Here is a 17,255-nt window from a genome sequence, read left to right as displayed (position 1 = left end):
GCGGTGACGATCAGGGCCGTTCCCCGGCGACCAGTTCACTGGCGCCGGGGGCGGTCTCGCGGATGAATGTCCCAGAAGGGCCGGATGATCCCGACGCCTTCCTCAAATCGGATGGTAGTCAGGCGTCGCGGGCGCGGTAGGTGTCCTCGATCGTCCGGCCGTCTTCCAGGCCCCAACTGACGACGCGCGCCGGGTACAACAGGATCCGCGCCTGGGCACCCGAGATCGCCTCGGCGCGCCCTCGTACCTCTACTCCGCGTGGTCGCCAAGGCGGCAGGACATCGTCGACGACCAGCGCCGCACGGCCGGTGCGCACCACGTCCCGGAACTTCTTGGACCGGCCGAAATTACGCCCGCCGATCTCGATGACCGTGCCGGTGTCGTCCAGGGACCAGCCGACCGGCACGACGTGCGGCATGCCGTCGGGGCCGACGGTGGCCAGCCGTCCCAGCCGCCGTTCGCCGCGCAGGCCTTGCAGGTCTCGCAGGTAGACGAGTTCGAGTTCGCTGAAGATGCTCATGCGAGAACCGGGGTGCGCCGAACGGCGAGAGGAGAGATCGCGACCCCGATGACCGCTGCCGCGGCACCCAGCCAGAACAGGGTGGTGAACGCGGAATCGGGCACTCCTGCGGCGCTGCCGGAGGTGCTGGAGGCGATCAACGCGGCGGCGAGCTGGCTGCCGATGACGCCGCCGACGGTGCGGGCGATGTTGTTGATGCCGTTGGCGGTGCCGGTCCGGGTCAGCGGCACGATGTCGGCGATCAACTTGGGCAGCGAGCCCATGACGAGCCCGGAGCCCGCCCCGATGACCGCGTAGAACACCAGGTGCTGCCACTCGGCGGTGTGGCCGAAGGCGAGCAGCGCCGACCCCGCGACGAACAGGAGGAACCCGCCCGCCAGCGGCCAGCGCGGCCCGAGCGCCGCCGACATCCGGCCGATGGCCATGCCTGCCGGGATGATGGCCAGCATGCCCGGCAGCATCAGCAGCCCGGCGACGGTGATGGACGCACCGAAGCCGACCCCGCCCCGCTGCTGGGCGAACAGCGGCATCGCCAGATAGAAGAAGTACGACCCCGCGCCGAACAGCAGCGCGGCGAGATGCGTCGCGAGCATCGGCCGGTCGGCCAGCTCGCCGACGTCGACGAGCGCGTCGCTCCTCGCCCGTTCGACGGCCAGGAGCGCGGCCAGCAGCAGCGCGCCGAGCGCGAACAAGCCGAGCACTCGCACCGAGGTCCAGCCCCATGCGGGCCCTTGGGTGAGGCCGAGCAGTACCGCGACCAGGCTGGAGCCGAGCAGTGCCGCACCGGGCAGGTCGAGGCGGCCGGTCGCCCTGTGTCGGCTTTCCGGCACCCACCGCGACACCATCAGCAGGCTCGTCAGCGCCAGCAGCGCGCCCAGGACGAACAGGTAACGCCAGGACAGATGGTCGGCCAGCAGCCCGCCGACGACCAAGCCCGCACCCGCGCCGGCGCCGACGATCCCGGAGACCAGCCCCATCGCGAACGGCAGTCGTTCGCGGGCCAGCGTTTCCCGCAGGATCGCCATCGACAGCGGCACCACCGCCAGCGCCGAGCCCTGAACGACGCGGGCGGCGATGAGCTGCCCGATGTCCTGAGCCAGCGCCGCCCCGGCCATTCCGATCGCGTACGCGACGAGTACGCCGATCATCACCCGCCGCTTGCCGTACAGGTCGCCGAGACGGCCCAGCAGTGGGGTCAGGACGGCGCTGGACAGCAGGAACGCGCTGAGAATCCAGGCCGACCACGTCCGGGTCGTGCCCAGTTCCCGGGTCAGCAGCCCTAGGGCGGGGACCACCACCGTCTGCATCAGGGAATAGCCGAAGACGGTCGTGGCGAGCGCGACCAGGACTCCGTTGGGATTCGGGGCGGCCATGAAGAAGCCTTTCAGTTCGTACAACGAATTATTGGTAGTACGAACTAAATTAGTTGGGAGTACGAACCTTCGTCAACTACACTCGACCCATGGCCACCACGACGGATCTGGGGTTCGCCGCCGCGCTGGTGCGCATGTCGCATCTGGTGCAGCACGAATTCGCCGACGTCAGCCGCGAGTATGACCTCACTCCGCAGCAGGCCCAGCTGTTGTGCATGCTGATCGACGGTCCGGTCGGCATGACGGAGCTCAGCAAGCTCCTCCACCTGGAGAAGTCCAGCCTCACGGGGCTCGTGGACCGGGTGGAGCGGCGCGGACTGGTCATCAGGATCGCCGCTCCTCGCGACCGCCGTGCCTGTCAGATCGAGCTGACCGCTCAGGGTGCGCGGCTGGCCAACGACTCGCATGGGGAGATCACCAGGAGGCTCGACGCGGCGGCCGAGGCGTTGTCGCAGGACGACCGGCAGCGGCTTCCCGTGGTCATTGCGCAGCTTCTGGAGCAGCGCGGCCGCTGAGATTCGGAGCCTCAGGGACACGACGCCAGGGCCCAGCCATCCGCTGGGCCACGGCTCGGTCGGCAACTTCTATCGAGTGGTACGACTTCGGCGTCTACGGATTCCCGTGGTCAGCCTGCGACAGCGTCACCTCTGGCGGGCAGCTTCTTCGCCATCACCAGCTCCCTCAGTCCGTTCGGCAGCTCGTCACCGATTTGCGAAGTGTCCTCGAACCCGTGCCGCCGATACAGTGCGATCGCCTTCTCATTGAACGGCGCGACCGCCAGCTCCAGCACCTCGGCCCCCACCTCCACGGCCCACGCCGCTACGGCGCGTATCAGGTGATCGCCGACCCCACGCCCCCGCGCCTCGGGAACGACCCACATCGAGATCAGTTCGGTCAGACCGTCCCGTTCGCCCGGAATGCCGCTGGCCATCCCCGCGGGCTTGCCGTCGAGCAGGGCGATCAGGTTCCGCGAGCCTGGGATGCTCAGACGGTCCCGCCACCGCTCCTCCCGGTCGCCGTCGCCCTGCCATTCCGCGAGCGGGACTCCGAACGCGTACGGCGCCTCCTCCAGCGCGACGAGCCGAAGCTCCCGCCAGCGGGTCCAGTCATCGACCGACAGCTCCTGCAATTCGATCATCCGGGCAGCCTGTCGCCCCGAACGTCCTGATCGCAACCGCTTTAGGCGGCCCGCTGAAGGTAATTGACACACCTATAGGCATCTATGAAGCTTGTCGTCATACCGGACAGCCGAAAGGGCACCACATGACGGCGACGGCCCCCGACCCCCAGCACACCGACCCCGCCCGCTCCCGCCGGGCCCTGATCGCCGGCTCGGTCGGCAACTTCATCGAGTGGTACGAGTTCGGCGTCTACGGCTATTTCGCCACCATCATCGCCGCCAACTTCTTCACTCCCGACGGCGCGAGCGACATGGAGGCGCTGGTCAAGACGTACGCCTCCTTCGCCCTGGCGTTCTTCTTCCGCCCGCTCGGCGCCGCGCTCTTCGGGCGCCTCGGTGACCGGGTCGGCCGTAAGCCCCTGCTCATCCTGGTCGTCCTGCTCATGTCTGGCGCCACGACGCTCATCGGCGTACTCCCGACTTACGCCACGATCGGCGCGGCGGCCCCGTGGCTGCTGACGCTCGTCCGAATCGTGCAGGGGCTGTCGGCCGGCGGGGAGTTCGGTGGGGCGGTTTCGGTCATGACGGAATTCGCGCCGCATGGCAGGCGCGGGCTGTACGGGTCGTGGCAGTCGTTCACCGTGGCGCTGGGGCTGCTCGGGGGAGCCGGCGCGGCGGCCGTGCTCGCGACCGCGCTGCCCGAGCAGGACCTGGCGGCCTGGGGATGGCGAGTGCCGTTCCTGCTGGCCCTCCCGCTCGGTCTCGTGGCGCTCTGGCTACGGCTGCGGCTTGAGGAGACGCCGTCGTTCGAGCGGGCGCGTACGGCGGGACCGCTCACGAAGCCGAGCGCCGGTGAGGTGACCAAGGCGATCGTGCTGGGTATCGGGCGGCTCATGGGCTGGTCGGCCGCCGGGTACACGTTCCTGGTCGTGATGCCCTCCTACCTCCAGACCACGCTGAACGCCACCTTCCAGCAGGCGCTGGTCGCCACGGTGCTGGCCAACCTGGGCTTCGCGCTGGCGATCATCCCGGCGGGCGTGCTGAGCGACCGGATCGGAAGGCGGCCGGTCATGCTGGCGGGGGCGATCTCGGTCATCGTGCTCGCCTTCCCCCTGCTGAACCTGCTCCAGGACCCCGGCGCTCCCAGCTGGGCCAAGGGGCTGGCCGTCCTGGTGGCCGGGGTGGCGGTCGGCCTGATGGCGGGGCCGGGGCCCGCGATGCTGGCGGAGATGTTCCCGACCACGGTCCGCTACACGGGGTTGGGGCTGGCGTACTCACTGTCGAACGCGGTCTTCTCCGGGTCTGCGGGACTGATCATCACCGAGCTGATCAAGACGACCAAGGACGTCGACATCCCGGCCTACTACGTCGTGGCGGCCTGTGTCGTCAGCGCCGTGGCACTGGTTGGCCTGCGCGGGAGCGACCACCGAGAGGAACTGCGCGGCTGACGGGGCAGGGGACAGATCCCGCATGAAACCGGGGACAGATCGCGCATAAAAGTGGGGACGATCCTGATATAAAACAAGGGACAATCCAGAGTTATGCCAGGTCGGGAGGGTAGATCGATGGATCCGGACGCCCTCGTAGAAAGACATCTGAAGGAGGTGATCTGTCGGCGGGTTGCCAGTCGGCCCGTCGTCGTACTGACAGGGCCGCGCACCGTCGGAAAGAGCACGCTGCTGATCGCCTGCGCGCGCCTGCAAGACGTCCCGGTCATCGATCTCGACGACGTCTCGGTCAGGCGTGCCGCGGACGCCGACCCAGGTCATTTCGCGACCATCCCGCTCGAACCGGTATGCATCGACGAGTTCCAGCATGTGCCCGAGATCCTTTCGGCGATCAAGGCTGAGCTCAACCGCGACTTGCGACCGGGCCGGTTCATCCTCACGGGCTCCACGCGCTATAGCGCGCTACCCCGTCTCGGGCAGGCGTTGACGGGTCGCGCGCATGTCATGACCATCTGGCCGCTGTCCCAAGGCGAGCTCAGCGGTCATCGGGAGACCTTCTTGGATGCCGTGCTCACCGATCCGGAGAGCCTCCTGACGTCTGTGCCGTCGCGTACGTCGCGCGCCGAGTACGAGGCCGCGATGCTCGCCGGTGGTTTCCCGGTCGCCTTGGGTATGCCGGAAAGCGAACGCGGATCCTGGTTCCGCGACTTCCTCTCGATGGTGATCGAGCGGGACGTGCTGGAGATCCGCAAGGTACGGCAGCGCCACGTGCTGCCCGTCATCCTGCGCCAGTTGGCCGCCCGTACCTCCAGCACCGTGAACATGGCAGACATCGCTGCAGTCGTCGGGCTTGAACAACGGCTCGTGGGTGACTATGTCGCGCTGCTCGAAGCGGTCTTCCTCACCCACCGGCTGGAGGCGTTCGGCCGTACGCTCGCCAGCAAGGTCGCCAGGACACCGAAGATCCACCTGATCGACAGCGGCTTGGCCGCGCACCTCCTGGGCATCACGCGCAGGAAGCTGGACCGGCGCGAGCCTGCCACCCTCACTGAGTTCGGCCGAGTCGTGGAGACCTTCGCCGTGAACGAGTTGATGAAGCAGGCGGGCTGGTCGGAGGAACTGGTCGAGTTCAGCCACTTCCGCACGCGGGATCAGCGGGAGGTCGATCTCGTCATCGAGTCGCAGGAGGGATCAGTCGTCGGCGTGGAGGTGAAGGCCAAGTCGTCGATCGAGGAGAAGGACTTCCAGGGGCTGCGACTGCTCAGGGAGCGGCTCGGGTCGAGCTTCGTCGCGGGAGTGCTGCTCAATCTCGGCCGGCAGTCGTTCCGCCACGACGACCGGCTCTACGTCATGCCGATGGATCGGCTCTGGACGCCTGTCCCGGCAGCGCGTCCCAGGACGTCAGCGCCTCCAGCAGGCCGTCCGTGAGCGGCAGTCGTACCAGGTCCTCCCGTGAGCACCAGCGGGCGTCGGCGGCGTCGTCGCCCGCCATGAGCGTGCCGTCCGTGACCGTGGCGCGGTAGTCGCGGATCTCGTACGTCACGCCGCCCGGCCCCGGACGGTCCACGGTGCCCACGAGAGGGCCGACCGTGACGACCAGACCGGTCTCCTCCAGGACCTCGCGGCGCAGGGCGGCGGCGTCCGTCTCTGCGGCCTCCACCCGGCCGCCCGGGATCGACCACAGGCCCACGCCCGGCGGGTGACCGCGCTTGATCAGCAGGAGCCGGCCCGAGGCGTCGCCGATGATGGCGCCCACGCAATTTACGCGCACATGGTCAAGATTACGGCTGGACAACAGCATGCGGCCTTGACGGGGCGGTGCCCTAGGACGCAGCGTAAATAGCTGTGAGAGCGGTACCAACCTGCCCACGGTGTTTTGGTTCACTTCACGGGCCAAGTGCGTGGTCGAGCGCCTGGCGATGTGACGCGCACGGTGATGTCCTGCCCTACCAGCCACCTTGGCCCCCGTCCGCCAGGGCGGTCGAGACGATGCGGAAGAGCTCGATGGTGCCCGTCTGGCTGCCATGGCCTCTGCCGCCCGGCTGGCTCGTCACCGGGTTCGCGGAGGCGGGCGACGAGCGTACGGGGGGCCGGGCCAGCGTGGTCGCGCTGTGCGGCCCTTCGCTGACGCGGGGGCCCGCCGACCTGCTGATCATCGCGGAGGAGCCCGGCGTCGGGCTGGGGGCCGCGTTCGCGGGACTGGACGGGCCCGATCCCGGCGAGGGGTTCGACTCCGGGCCGCCGAACGCGAAGATCGTGGTGCTCGGGCATCCGACCGCGCTGTGGTGCGTCGGCGCGGGCGCCGACCGGGCCGTCTACGCCGGCGAGGCGATGGGAAACTGGCTGTGGACGATCGCCTGGCCCGCCGAGGCCGGATGCCTCATCGCGCTGGCCGAGCTGAGCCTTCACGACCTGCGTGACCTTGAGCTCGACCTGCCTTTCGGCGCCTTCTCGCCGAGGTTGGAGTAGTCCGTACGGACGCCTCTCGACCGCGGCACGGTCAACGAGATTCGCTCTGTCACTCAGACGGACTAGAGTGCGGAGGCGTGACAGCGCGTATCGAGCGAGTGGTGAGCGAGGGTGTCGTCGACGTCGACGGCACCGAGCACAAGGTCGAGAACAACATCTGGATCGTCGGCGACGACGACGAGGTGATCGTGATCGACCCGGCGCGTGACGCCGACAAGATCCTGGAGAAGGTCGGCGAGCGAGAGGTGCTCGCCGTGATCTGCACCCACGGTCTGCCTGACCACGTCGGCGCGGCCATCGAGGTGGCCAGCAGGGACGAGGCGGTGATCGCCCTCCACCCCAAGGACAAGCCGCTCTGGCGGGAGACCTGGTCGCAGACCTGGCCCGACATCGACATGGAGGACGACGGCATCTTCGAGGTGGCCGACGTCCGGCTCGACGTCATGGATACGCCCGGCGTCACGCCCGGCGGGGTCTCGCTCTACTGCGAGGCGCTCGGGGTGGTGTTCAGCGGCGAGACGCTGCAGGCCGACGGGCCCGGCAAGATCGGCGGCGAATACCCCGACCTCAACTTCCAGCTCAACGCGATCGGGGCGCGGTTGTTCACGTTGCCTCCCGAGACGCGGGTGCTGGCCGCACACGGCGACGAGGTGACAGTCGGCGACCTGGAGCCGCACTTCGGCGAGTGGCGCATCAGCGAGTCGGACGACGCGGACGAAGGCCCGCTGACGGACGGCACGAAGGCCGCCGGGATCAGGCTCGATCCGGATGACGACCGGGGTGTATGACCAGCTGCCGCTGGAAGGGATGCCGCGACGGCTCTATTCGTGTACGCCGTCGCGGCTGAACGCCTGGCTCGACTGCCGCCGCCGCTACCGGTTCACCTACCTCGACCGGCCGCAGCCGTCCAAGGGGCCGGGGTGGGCGCACAACAGCGTCGGAGCCAGCGTGCACAACGCGCTGGCGGCCTGGTGGCGCGAGCCCTATGAGCGGCGGACGCCGCTGACGGCGGCCATCCTGCTGAGCAACGGGTGGATCACCGAGGGGTTCAGGGACGCCGACCAGTCGGCGCAGTGGCTCGGGCGCGCCCGCGACCTCGTATCCGGATATGTCGGGACGCTGGATCCGTCGGATGATCCGGTCGGTGTCGAGCGTACGGTGGCCACGCGCACCAAGGTCATCGCCGTGTCCGGCCGCATCGACCGGCTCGACCGGCGGGGCGACGAGCTGGTCGTGGTCGACTACAAGACCGGGCGGCGGCCCCTCACCCAGGACGACGCGCGGTCCTCACTCGCGCTGGCCATCTACGCGATCGCGGCCTCCAGAATGATGCGCACCCCGTGCCACTCGGTCGAGCTGCACCACCTGCCGACCGGCGAGATCGTCGAATGGCGCCACACGGACGAGTCCCTCGGCCGTCACCTGGGGCGGGCGGAGGAGGTCGCGGTCGAGGCCGCCACCGCCGACGAACGCTACCGCGAGGTGATGGGCGCACCGGGCCCGGTACGCCCCCGCTCCTCCCGTGCCGCGTCCGCTGATACGGCTGATGGCAAGAGTGGCGGGACCGTCCCGGAGGCGGCGAGTGGTCCCAAGGAGCGGCCGCACGTCGGGCCTCCGGCGGTGTCGTCCGAGCTGGACACGATGTTCGCCCCCAGCCCCGGCCCGATCTGCGGCTGGTGCGACTTCCGGCGCCACTGCCCCGAAGGCTTGGCCGCCGCACCCGAGCACCGCCCCTGGGACGGCCTGGCCGAATAACACCTGCAACCTGCCACTCGGTCGGTGGTTGTACGACGCCTCCGGCCGGGTGGCCAGGTGACCATGGTGAGACATCCGGTTATGGTCGGATAGTGGGTCGGGTGGGGCGTTTGCCGGTGGCGGTGGCGCTCGGTGCCCTGTTCAACCCCCTGAACTCCTCCATGATCGCCATAGCCCTGGCCCGCATCGAGACGGAGTTCCGCGTCGGCGTCGTCGCCGTCACCTGGCTGGCCGCGGGCTTCTACCTGACCGCCGTCGCCGTGCCGCCCCTGATGGGCGCGCTGGCCGATCGGTTCGGTCCCCGGCGGGTGTTCTGCGGCGGGCTGGTCATGGTGGGCCTGACCGGCGCCCTGGCCGCCTTGGCCCCCTCCTATCCCGTTCTGGTGGTGGCCCGGCTGCTGCAGGCGTTCGGGAGTTGCGCGACGCTCCCGGCCGGGATGGCGATCATCACGGCGACGGCGGAGAAGGGGCGGCCGGCGCCCCGCGTCATCGCGCTGATCTCGATGGTGCTGACGGCCAGCGCCGCCGCCGGGCCGGTGCTGGCGGGGTTCCTGGTCAGCCTGTGGGGGTGGCGGGCGATCTTCCTGGTCAACGTCCCGCTCGCGGCGGTGGCGCTCGTACCGGCGCTGCGCTGGCTGCCCAAGGTGGCCCCCGTACGGCGGCGGCAGGCGTGGCTGCCCAGGCCGAAGCCGGCGTTGATGGCCACCTACGGGGTGTTCGCGATGGTCAACGTGGTGTTCTATCTGGCGTTCCTCATGGTGCCGCTCTGGGCGCAGCGCTCGGCGGGGCTGCCGCCGCACCTCGCGGGATTGCTGGTCCTGCCCATGGCCGTGTCGGCGGTCCTCATGACGCCGGTGGCGGTGGCGGTGGCCGCGCGCGTGGGGATGCGGGCCGTGCTGCTGGTGAGCGCGGGGCTGCTGTTGGCGGGGTCCTGCGTCATGTTCTTTGTCGGGCCCATCGGGGTGGTGCTGGTGACCACGTCGCTGATCGGCCTGGCGTCCGCGTTCAGCCAGTTCGGCCTGAACTCGCTGGTGTTCGTACACGCCGACCGGAACGAGACCGGCCTGGCCGTGGGCCTCTTCCAGGCGTCGCGGTACATCGGAGCCGCCACCGCCGCCTCGATCACGGGCGTGCTGTACGCCCCCGAGACCATGGCTCCCAGCGGCTGGGTCATGGTCACGGCCTCGACGCTCATCCTGCTCGCCGGATTTATCATTCCCGTCGAGACATCGGATGAAGAATCTCGTCAAAAGAGCTAAAAACCAGCAATAGGGAGAAATCCCATGGCATAGCTCCGATCTCAGCCATTGACGCCAAGCTTCCAGAGCGGTCATATCGGGTGTAACCCCTATGGAAGGCAGGTGCGCATGTCCCAGCCGAAGGAACAGGGCAAGACGCGACCACGCAGGATCCATGAGAAGAAGGTCAGGGCCCGCGGCGAGGAGATGACCTGGCACAAGCCCGACTACCAGGTCGTCGAGGCGTCGATGGAAATGACCGCGTACTTCCTGGCCACCAGGTAACCGGGCACCGCCATGCGACTGCAGGTGCTCGGCACCGCGGCCGGTGGCGGCGTGCCCCAGTGGAACTGCGCGTGCCCTGGCTGCTCCGGGGCACGCGCTCATCCGGGCCGCCGCAGACGCCACGCCAGCCTGGCCGTACAACAGGACGACGGGTGTTACGTCGTCAACGCCACGCCCGACATCGCCGAGCAGATCGAGGCGTGCGCGTGGCTGCGGCCGGGGCCGGGGCCGCGCGAGTCGCCGCTGAAGGGCGTGATCCTCACAGACGCCGAGCTCGACCACACGATCGGCCTGCTCAGGCTCAGGGAGGCGGACGAGCTGGAGGTCCGCTGCACCCCGGTGGTACGGCAGGCGCTGCGGCCCCTCGCCGACATCCTCCGCCCGTATGTGCGGATCTCCTGGGCCGACGCCGACCTCATCCCGATATCGGCGAAGCGACCCCGGTACGCCGACTCCCCGGAGGCTCCGGACTGGGTCTCCGCCCTGCGCCTCATGGGAGGAGCCGTGGTGTACGCGCCCGCCATGGGCGTGTGGCCCGAAGCGCTGGACGAGGCCGAGTGCGTCATCATCGACGGCACATTCTGGGACGACGAGGAGCCCCGCCGCACCGGGATCTCGGCGAAGACCGCCACCCAGATGGGCCACCTCCCGATAGAGGCGACCATGGAGCGCCTGTCCCGGTTGCCGGGCCGTCGCTTGTACACCCACCTCAACAACACCAACCCCCTCGTGGACCCGGCGGCCGAGCAGCACAAGGTGCTCGCCGAGCTGGGGATCGAGGTGGCCGCCGACGGGATGGTGATCGACCTGTGAACGGCTTCGAGGCCGAGCTGCGTGCCGTACCGGAGAAGCGCTACCACCACCTGCACCCCTTCAACCAGCGCATGCACGCCGGCGAGCTGACCCGTGACGAGCTGCGGGGCTGGATACTCAACCGTTTCCACTACCAGCGGCACATCCCGATCAAGGACGCGTTCATCCTCGCCAAGCTGGCCACGCCCGAGCTGCGCAGGACGTGGCTGCGCCGGATCCAGGACCACGACGGCACCGTGCCGGACGAGGGCGGCATCGAGCGGTGGCTGCGGCTCGGCGAGGCGGCCGGACTGGACCGGGCCCTGCTGCTGTCGGGCGAGGGCGTGCTGCCGGGCGTATGGCTGGCCGTCGACGGCTACGTGAACCTGTGCCGCCACGGCTCCGCGCTCGAAGCCGTGGCCGCCTCGTTGACTGAGCTGTTCGCGCCGGACCTGATGCGCACCCGGATCGCCGCCTTCGAGCGGCACTACCCGTGGATCGACCCCGAGGGGCTGCGTTACTTCCGCGTACGCGTCTCTCAGGGCCGCCAGGACAGCGGCGAAGCGCTGGCCCTGGTCCTGGAGTGGGCGCGGACCCGTACGGCCCAGGAGAGGGCCATTGCGGCGCTCGGCTACAAGTGCGACGTGCTGTGGGCGCTGCTCGACGCGGTGGACGGGGCCTACCGATGACCGAGCCGACGACCGGGCCGGCGACGGGCTCGACGGCCGAGCCGACGACAGCGGCGGCCACCTGGCGCCCCGTGCTGTCCCGCGCGGCCATGCTGCGCCACGATCCGGTACGGCAGGCCGACCTGCTGATCGTGCCCGAGCGGATCGTCGTGCTGAACGAGGAGGCGGCGGCCATCGTCGGCCTCTGCGACGGCGAGCGGACCGTGGCCGACATCGTCGCCGAGCTTCCCGAGGGCGCGGAGGCCGACGTGGTGGAGTTCCTCGACCGGGTGCGCGCCGAGGGGTGGGTGCGATGAGCGCGCCTTGGGCCATGCTGGCCGAGCTCACGCACGCGTGCCCGCTGCGCTGCCCGTACTGCTCCAACCCGACCGAGCTGGCGGCCAGGTCGAGTGAGCTGAGCACCGGCGAGTGGCAGCGGGTGTTCGCCGAGTCGGCGGCGCTCGGCGTCGTGCACGCCCATCTGTCCGGTGGCGAGCCGCTGCTCAGGCCGGATCTGGCGGCGATCGTGGCGGCGGCTGCGGGGGAGGGGGTCTACACCCAGCTCGTCACCAGCGGCGTCGGGCTCACGGAACGACGGCTCGGCGAACTCGCCGCGGCGGGGCTGCGCAGCGTGCAGCTCTCGGTTCAGTCGGCGACGAGCGCGGAGTCGGATCGGATCGCCGGAGTCGCCTCGTTCGCGTGGAAGGAGCGGGCCGCCGACGCCGTGGCGGCGAGCGGGCTGCCGTTCGGGCTCAACGTGGTGCTGCACCGGGAGAATCTCGACGCCGTCGGCGAGATCATCGAGCTCGGGCTGTCGTGGGGCGTGGAGCGTATCGAGCTGGCCAACACCCAGTTCTACGGGTGGGGGCTGCTCAACAGGACCGCGCTGCTGCCCACCAGGGAGCAACTCGCCCGCGCCGAGGCCACAGTCACGAAATATCGGGAAAAGACGGATGTTGAGCTGATCTGGGTGGTCCCCGATTACTTCGACGGCGTGCCGAAGCCCTGCATGGGCGGCTGGGGCGCGATCTCGATCACCGTCGCGCCCGACGGCCGGGTGCTGCCCTGCCCGGCGGCCTACGCCCTGCCCCTGGAGCCGCCGAACGCCCGTGACCACTCGATCGGCTGGATCTGGGAGCACTCGCCCGCCTTCAACGTCTACCGGGGCACCGACTGGATGGGCGAGCCCTGCGCGAGCTGCCCGCGCAAGGAGCTCGACTTCGGCGGCTGCCGCTGCCAGGCGTACGCGCTCACCGGCGACGCGAGCCGCACCGACCCGGCCTGCCGCCTGTCACCCGACCACCATCTCCTCGACGACCTGGCGAGCGGCGGCCCGTGGACCTTCAGGCGGCCAGCGCCTTCGGCCGGCGGCGTGGATCGGTCAGTCCCCTGAGGCCCTTGCCGGTGTCGTAGCCGGCGGCGGCGAGCCGCTCGCGGGCGGCCCGCAGCATCTCCCTGGTCGCCGGCATGAACGCGTGGTCGTGCAGCGGCTCGGGCAGCGAGTTCATGGCCAGCCGGAACGCTCTCAGCCCGGCCGTCACCGTGGCCCGCGGCACCGCCGGCAGTACCCCGTACATCCGCCTGGCCCACTCCGGCAGCGAGTAGTAGCACAACGCACCGAATGGGAAATAGGCGGGTTTACCGGGCGTGAGCGCCCGCAACTCCTGCGGCAGCCTCGGCCACAGCAGGAACCGCACGGTCGCGGCGGCCTCCTCGGTGACGCGCAGCGCGGGACGTACCCGCTTGAAGTAGGCGTCCATCTCCGCGCACGAGCCCGGCACGTCCTCGGGGTGCAGGCCGACGTAGGAGGCGCTCTTTCGCTGCTCTCGCAGGTAGGCGTCGGCCTGGCGCTCGGTGAGCCCCAGCCCGCCGCGCCTGGCCACCTCCAGGTACGACGAGACCTCCGCGCAGTGCACCCAGAGCAGCAGCTCGGGATCGTCCACCCGGTGCGTCCGGCCGGTGTCGGGGTCGCTGATGCGCAGGCTCTTGTGGATGCCGCGCACCCGCCGGCCGATCTCGTCGGCCTCGGCCGGACTGCCGAACGTCACGCGGCCCACGAAGTCGGCGGTGCGGCGCAGGCGGCCGAACGGGTCCTCCTGGAAGTTGGAGTTCTGCCAGACGCCCCGCATCGCGAGGGGATGCAGCGCCTGGAGCATCAAGCCGCGCACGCCGCCGACCCACATGGCGCGGTCGAGGTGCACCAGCCAGGTCACGCTGTGCGGCGGCTGGACGACGATATCTTCGATGCTCGTCATAGTAAGTACATGGTTACAGATCATTGGATCGAATGTCCAATTGCTGATGCTCCGCGGCGTTCCAGAACCGGACCAGCGCCGTGGCCGTGGTCTCTGGAGCCTCCACGGCCGGCGAGTGGGCCGCGCCGGGCAGCACCACGCACTCCGCCTCCAGCCGGGCCGCCATCTCCGACTGCAACTCGGCCGGCCAGCCGTCGTCGCGCTCGCCGTAGAGGACCAGGGTGGGCACCTCGATCTGCCTGAGCTCGTCGGTACGGTCGGGTGCGGCCAGCACCTGCTCGGCCATGCGTGACAGCGCGGTGGGGGAGTTGGCCAGCAGGCGCTTGTGCAGGAAGGCGATGATCTCGTCGGGCACGCCGTTGGCCAGCGCCTCGGGCTCGAACCTGGTGGACCAGAGGTGTTCGAGCCCCAGGGTGGGGAGCTCCTTCATGATCGTCTTGCCGCTGCGCGCCCGCTCGCCCACGATGCCGGACGGCCCCGAGCTCATCAGCGTGAACGAGGCGAACTTCGTCCGGCCGTCGATGACCGCCTCGCGCGCGACCAGGCCGCCGAAGGAGTGCCCGACCAGGTGCATCGGCTCGCCGCCTGCGCCGCTGAGCGTCTGGGCCAGCAGGTCGACGTCGGCGCCGAGCGCGGCGAACGAGTAGGCGGCCGGGTCGTCGGGACCGGGCGTCTCATACTGCCCGCGCAGGTCGACGGCCACCACCCGGCGGCCCGACTGGGCCAGGGTCTGCAGGATCGCGATGAAGTCTTCCTTGCTCCCGGTCAGACCGGGAACCAGGAGCGCGGGCCAGCGCTCCACCACACCACTGACCGGAAGCGCCTCAAGGGCCGCGAAGGTGCCCTGGGACGTTTCTATCTTTTGTGGTGCAACGCCAGGAGGCAGGTCGAGGAAGCGCGGCGTACTCACGTGAGGCAACAATACCCAGAGGTCAGCGCCTCGACACCGGCATACTCCCCACGCTGGTGCGAAACGGCGCAGGCGCGCACCGCGGGATGCGGTGCGCGCCTGCGTCTATCAGGTGCCTGCGTCTGCCAGGGTTCTGGCCGACGTGCTTGCGTCGGTCAGAGATCCAGCGGTCTGCCAGAGGTCTAGCCGGCGCGACGGCGGTTGCCACCGCCGCCGTTGTTGCCGCCGCCACGCGGCTGGCGGCGCTGCTGCTTGCGCTCGGTGGCCGCGGACGGGGCGATGTCGTCGTCGTCCGTGGCCAGGTCGGGTGACTGGAAGATCACCATGAACGGGCTGGCCGGCACGATGCGCTCCGGCTCCTGGCGCGCCGCGGGCTGCGGCGTGGACAGGAAGCTCGTCTCGGCGATCGGTGCACGCTCCATGACCCGCTCCTCCACGACCTGCTCCTCCACAATCCGCTCCACCGTGGGAGCCTGTTCGACGACCTGACCGCGCTCGGCGGCGGGCTTGCGCGTACGGGCCGGCCTGCGCTCGCTGACCTGAGCCTGCTCAGCGGCCTGCTCAGCGGCCTGCTCAGCGACCGGCTCACGGGTCGACGCACGGGCCGATCTGCGGGCCGGCTTCTGCTCGGTGACCGGCTCGCGCTCGGTGAGCGGGGCCTCCGGGGCGTCGGCGAGGGCGTTCTCGATGGCGGCCGACGCGGCCCCCCTGCGAGTGCGACCGCGCCGTGGCTCGGCGGCCGCCTCGATCTCGTCCGCTGAGATGATGGCGGGTGTCTCCTCCGTCTTTCGGGCGCTCGCCTTGCTGGAGCGACTGGGCACAGGCTCGACCTCCGGCGTCTCGACGGGTGCGGTGCCCTCTTCCGTGGGCATGCCGCCGCGGGTGCGGCGGCGCTGGCGCGGCGTGCGCGCCGGACGCTCCTCCCGCTCGTCACGGCGACCCTCCCGCTCGTCGCGGCGACCCTCCCGCTCGTCACGGCGACGGCCGCCGTTGCGCGTGCGGGTCCTGCCGGTCTCGCCGAGGTCCTCGATGCGCTCCGCCGACAGGCCCGCCCGCGAACGGCTGGCGTGCGGCAGGACGCCCTTGGTGCCCTCAGGGATGTTGAGCTCGGTGAAGACGTGCGGCGAGGTGGAGTAGGTCTCCTCGGGTTCGGCGAAGTCGAGCCCGAGCATCTGGTTGATCATCTTCCAGCGGGTCAGCTCCTCCCACTCCACGAACGTGACCGCGATGCCCGTGCGTCCGGCCCGGCCGGTGCGGCCGGTGCGGTGCACGTACGTCTTGTCCTCGGTGGGGCAGTCGTAGTTGACCACGTGGGTGACGTCGTCGATGTCGATGCCGCGCGCCGCCACGTCGGTGGCGACCAGCACGTCGATCTTGCCACTGCGGAACGCGCGCAGGGCCTGCTCGCGCTGGCCCTGGCCGAGGTCGCCGTGGACGGCCGCGACCGCGAAGCCGCGCGTCTCGAGCTGCTCCGCGACCATGTCGCAGGCCCGCTTGGTCTCACAGAAGACCATGGTGAGCCCGCGGCCCTCGGCCTGGAGCAGCCGGGCGACGATCTCGATCTTGTCCATCCGGTGGACGCGCCAGACGATCTGGCGTACCTGCGGGTGCGGGATGCCCTCGCCGCCCTCGCCGTTCTCATGCTCGGCCCGTACGTGCGTGGGCCGGTTGAGGTATTTGCGGGACAGCGCGACGATCTCACCGGGCATGGTCGCCGAGAACAGCATGGTCTGCCGCTCTTCGGGGATCAGCTTGAAGATCCGCTCGATGTCGGGCAAGAAGCCCAGGTCGAGCATGCGGTCGGCCTCGTCGAGCACCAGCGAGGTGATCTGGCTGAGGTCGAGGTGCTTCTGCTTGACCAGGTCGAGCAGGCGGCCGGGGGTGCCGACGATGACGTCGACGCCGGCCTTGAGCGCTTCGACCTGCGGCTCGTACGCCCGGCCGCCGTAGACGGTCAGGACCCGCGAGCCGAGCTTGCCGGCCGCGGTGACCAGGTCTTCGCTGACCTGTACGGCCAGCTCGCGGGTGGGCACGACGACCAGCCCGCGTGGCTTCTTACGGTTCTTACGCGGTTTGCCGATGCCCTGGAGCATCGCGATGCCGAACGCGTAGGTCTTTCCCGTGCCTGTGCGTGCCTGACCGATCAGGTCCTGGCCGCTCAGCGCGAGCGGGAGTGCCATCTCTTGGATGGGGAACGGTGTGGTGATGCCCTCGGTCTCGAGGGCATCAGCGATCTCTGGTGTGACTCCGAGGTCTCGGAAAGTCGTCAGCGTGGCCTGCCTCAGTCTCAAATGAAGGCGGGCCTGCCGGGACCGACGGGCGGAAAACAAACCCCGTGCCTGGGTCCTCGCGGTAGAGCCAGCCCTCTCGCGTCATCGCGACCGCAGACCCGGAAGCGGGGGGTTAACGGGGAATTCCCCCG

Annotated in this window: 19 protein-coding genes; 12 read left to right on the top strand and 7 right to left on the bottom strand. The window is 69.9% G+C overall.

Annotated elements, in window-relative coordinates; genetic code table 11:
• Positions 1-118 precede the first annotated feature (118 nt).
• Both AB0L53_RS38290 and AB0L53_RS38285 read right to left on the bottom strand, forming a co-directional pair.
• Positions 119-520 carry a PPOX class F420-dependent oxidoreductase gene (locus AB0L53_RS38290; protein ID WP_364004946.1) on the bottom strand — a complete coding sequence of 134 codons (402 nt, stop codon included), beginning with the start codon at positions 518-520 and terminating at the stop codon, positions 119-121.
• Positions 517-1,917, bottom strand: coding sequence for an MFS transporter (locus AB0L53_RS38285; protein ID WP_364004943.1), 1,401 nt, complete (start codon positions 1,915-1,917; stop codon positions 517-519). Before AB0L53_RS38285 ends, AB0L53_RS38290 begins: the two co-directional genes overlap by 4 nt.
• 65 nt (positions 1,918-1,982) lie before the next feature.
• On the opposite strand from AB0L53_RS38285, the gene AB0L53_RS38280 reads away from it, so the two are divergent.
• Positions 1,983-2,408, top strand: coding sequence for a MarR family transcriptional regulator (locus tag AB0L53_RS38280; RefSeq protein WP_364004940.1), 426 nt, complete (start codon positions 1,983-1,985; stop codon positions 2,406-2,408).
• A 110-nt stretch (positions 2,409-2,518) separates the two neighbouring features.
• Here the strand turns inward: AB0L53_RS38280 and AB0L53_RS38275 are convergent, their stop codons facing one another.
• Complete coding sequence (locus AB0L53_RS38275) at positions 2,519-3,031, bottom strand: GNAT family N-acetyltransferase (RefSeq protein WP_364004937.1); 513 nt, start codon at positions 3,029-3,031, stop codon at positions 2,519-2,521.
• Positions 3,032-3,156: 125 nt separating this feature from the next.
• On the opposite strand from AB0L53_RS38275, the gene AB0L53_RS38270 reads away from it, so the two are divergent.
• Both AB0L53_RS38270 and AB0L53_RS38265 read left to right on the top strand, forming a co-directional pair.
• Positions 3,157-4,461 (top strand): MFS transporter, encoded by a 1,305-nt coding sequence (locus tag AB0L53_RS38270; RefSeq protein WP_364004934.1) that lies wholly within the window; start codon positions 3,157-3,159, stop codon positions 4,459-4,461.
• Between the two features lie 156 nt (positions 4,462-4,617).
• Positions 4,618-5,889, top strand: coding sequence for an ATP-binding protein (locus AB0L53_RS38265; protein ID WP_364004931.1), 1,272 nt, complete (start codon positions 4,618-4,620; stop codon positions 5,887-5,889).
• On the opposite strand, the gene AB0L53_RS38260 is transcribed toward AB0L53_RS38265, so the two are convergent.
• Positions 5,810-6,232 carry an NUDIX domain-containing protein gene (locus AB0L53_RS38260; RefSeq protein ID WP_364004928.1) on the bottom strand — a complete coding sequence of 141 codons (423 nt, stop codon included), beginning with the start codon at positions 6,230-6,232 and terminating at the stop codon, positions 5,810-5,812. The two genes, AB0L53_RS38265 and AB0L53_RS38260, sit on opposite strands and share 80 nt — an antisense overlap.
• A 74-nt stretch (positions 6,233-6,306) precedes the next feature.
• Here AB0L53_RS38260 and AB0L53_RS38255 point away from each other — a divergent pair, with 74 nt between their 5' ends.
• The 9 genes from AB0L53_RS38255 (at position 6,307) to pqqE (ending at position 13,061) form a co-directional block, all read left to right on the top strand.
• Positions 6,307-6,930 (top strand): DUF6758 family protein, encoded by a 624-nt coding sequence (locus AB0L53_RS38255; RefSeq protein WP_364004925.1) that lies wholly within the window; start codon positions 6,307-6,309, stop codon positions 6,928-6,930.
• Positions 6,931-7,007: 77 nt separating this feature from the next.
• Positions 7,008-7,718 (top strand): MBL fold metallo-hydrolase, encoded by a 711-nt coding sequence (locus tag AB0L53_RS38250; protein WP_364004922.1) that lies wholly within the window; start codon positions 7,008-7,010, stop codon positions 7,716-7,718.
• A complete protein-coding gene (locus tag AB0L53_RS38245) occupies positions 7,699-8,685 on the top strand; it encodes a PD-(D/E)XK nuclease family protein (RefSeq protein WP_364004919.1) in 987 nt (328 codons plus the stop codon). Before AB0L53_RS38250 ends, AB0L53_RS38245 begins: the two co-directional genes overlap by 20 nt.
• Positions 8,686-8,786: 101 nt before the next feature.
• A complete protein-coding gene (locus tag AB0L53_RS38240) occupies positions 8,787-9,944 on the top strand; it encodes an MFS transporter (RefSeq protein WP_364004916.1) in 1,158 nt (385 codons plus the stop codon).
• Positions 9,945-10,052: 108 nt separating this feature from the next.
• Positions 10,053-10,208, top strand: a complete 156-nt coding sequence (gene pqqA / locus AB0L53_RS38235) for a pyrroloquinoline quinone precursor peptide PqqA (RefSeq protein WP_357651976.1) — start codon at positions 10,053-10,055, stop codon at positions 10,206-10,208.
• 12 nt (positions 10,209-10,220) lie between these two features.
• Complete coding sequence (locus tag AB0L53_RS38230; protein ID WP_364004912.1) at positions 10,221-11,021, top strand: MBL fold metallo-hydrolase; 801 nt, start codon at positions 10,221-10,223, stop codon at positions 11,019-11,021.
• Complete coding sequence (pqqC, locus tag AB0L53_RS38225) at positions 11,018-11,689, top strand: pyrroloquinoline-quinone synthase PqqC (protein ID WP_364004909.1); 672 nt, start codon at positions 11,018-11,020, stop codon at positions 11,687-11,689. Before AB0L53_RS38230 ends, pqqC begins: the two co-directional genes overlap by 4 nt.
• Positions 11,686-11,985, top strand: a complete 300-nt coding sequence (pqqD, locus tag AB0L53_RS38220; RefSeq protein WP_364004906.1) for a pyrroloquinoline quinone biosynthesis peptide chaperone PqqD — start codon at positions 11,686-11,688, stop codon at positions 11,983-11,985. The genes pqqC and pqqD overlap by 4 nt, the downstream gene beginning before the upstream one ends.
• A complete protein-coding gene (gene pqqE / locus AB0L53_RS38215) occupies positions 11,982-13,061 on the top strand; it encodes a pyrroloquinoline quinone biosynthesis protein PqqE (RefSeq protein ID WP_364004903.1) in 1,080 nt (359 codons plus the stop codon). Before pqqD ends, pqqE begins: the two co-directional genes overlap by 4 nt.
• Here the strand turns inward: pqqE and AB0L53_RS38210 are convergent.
• From AB0L53_RS38210 to AB0L53_RS38200, 3 genes are all read right to left on the bottom strand, one after another.
• Positions 13,012-13,923 (bottom strand): oxygenase MpaB family protein, encoded by a 912-nt coding sequence (locus AB0L53_RS38210; protein ID WP_357944371.1) that lies wholly within the window; start codon positions 13,921-13,923, stop codon positions 13,012-13,014. The two genes, pqqE and AB0L53_RS38210, sit on opposite strands and share 50 nt — an antisense overlap.
• 13 nt (positions 13,924-13,936) lie before the next feature.
• A complete protein-coding gene (locus AB0L53_RS38205; protein ID WP_364004899.1) occupies positions 13,937-14,833 on the bottom strand; it encodes an alpha/beta hydrolase in 897 nt (298 codons plus the stop codon).
• A 182-nt stretch (positions 14,834-15,015) separates the two neighbouring features.
• Positions 15,016-17,013, bottom strand: a complete 1,998-nt coding sequence (locus tag AB0L53_RS38200; protein ID WP_364004896.1) for a DEAD/DEAH box helicase — start codon at positions 17,011-17,013, stop codon at positions 15,016-15,018.
• Positions 17,014-17,255: the final 242 nt, after the last annotated feature.

The sequence above is a fragment of the Nonomuraea sp. NPDC052129 genome (assembly GCF_040680095.1).
Taxonomy (GTDB): domain Bacteria; phylum Actinomycetota; class Actinomycetes; order Streptosporangiales; family Streptosporangiaceae; genus Nonomuraea.
The sequence above is the reverse complement of the archived record's forward strand: the minus strand, read 5'-3'. Positions and strand labels throughout refer to the sequence as shown.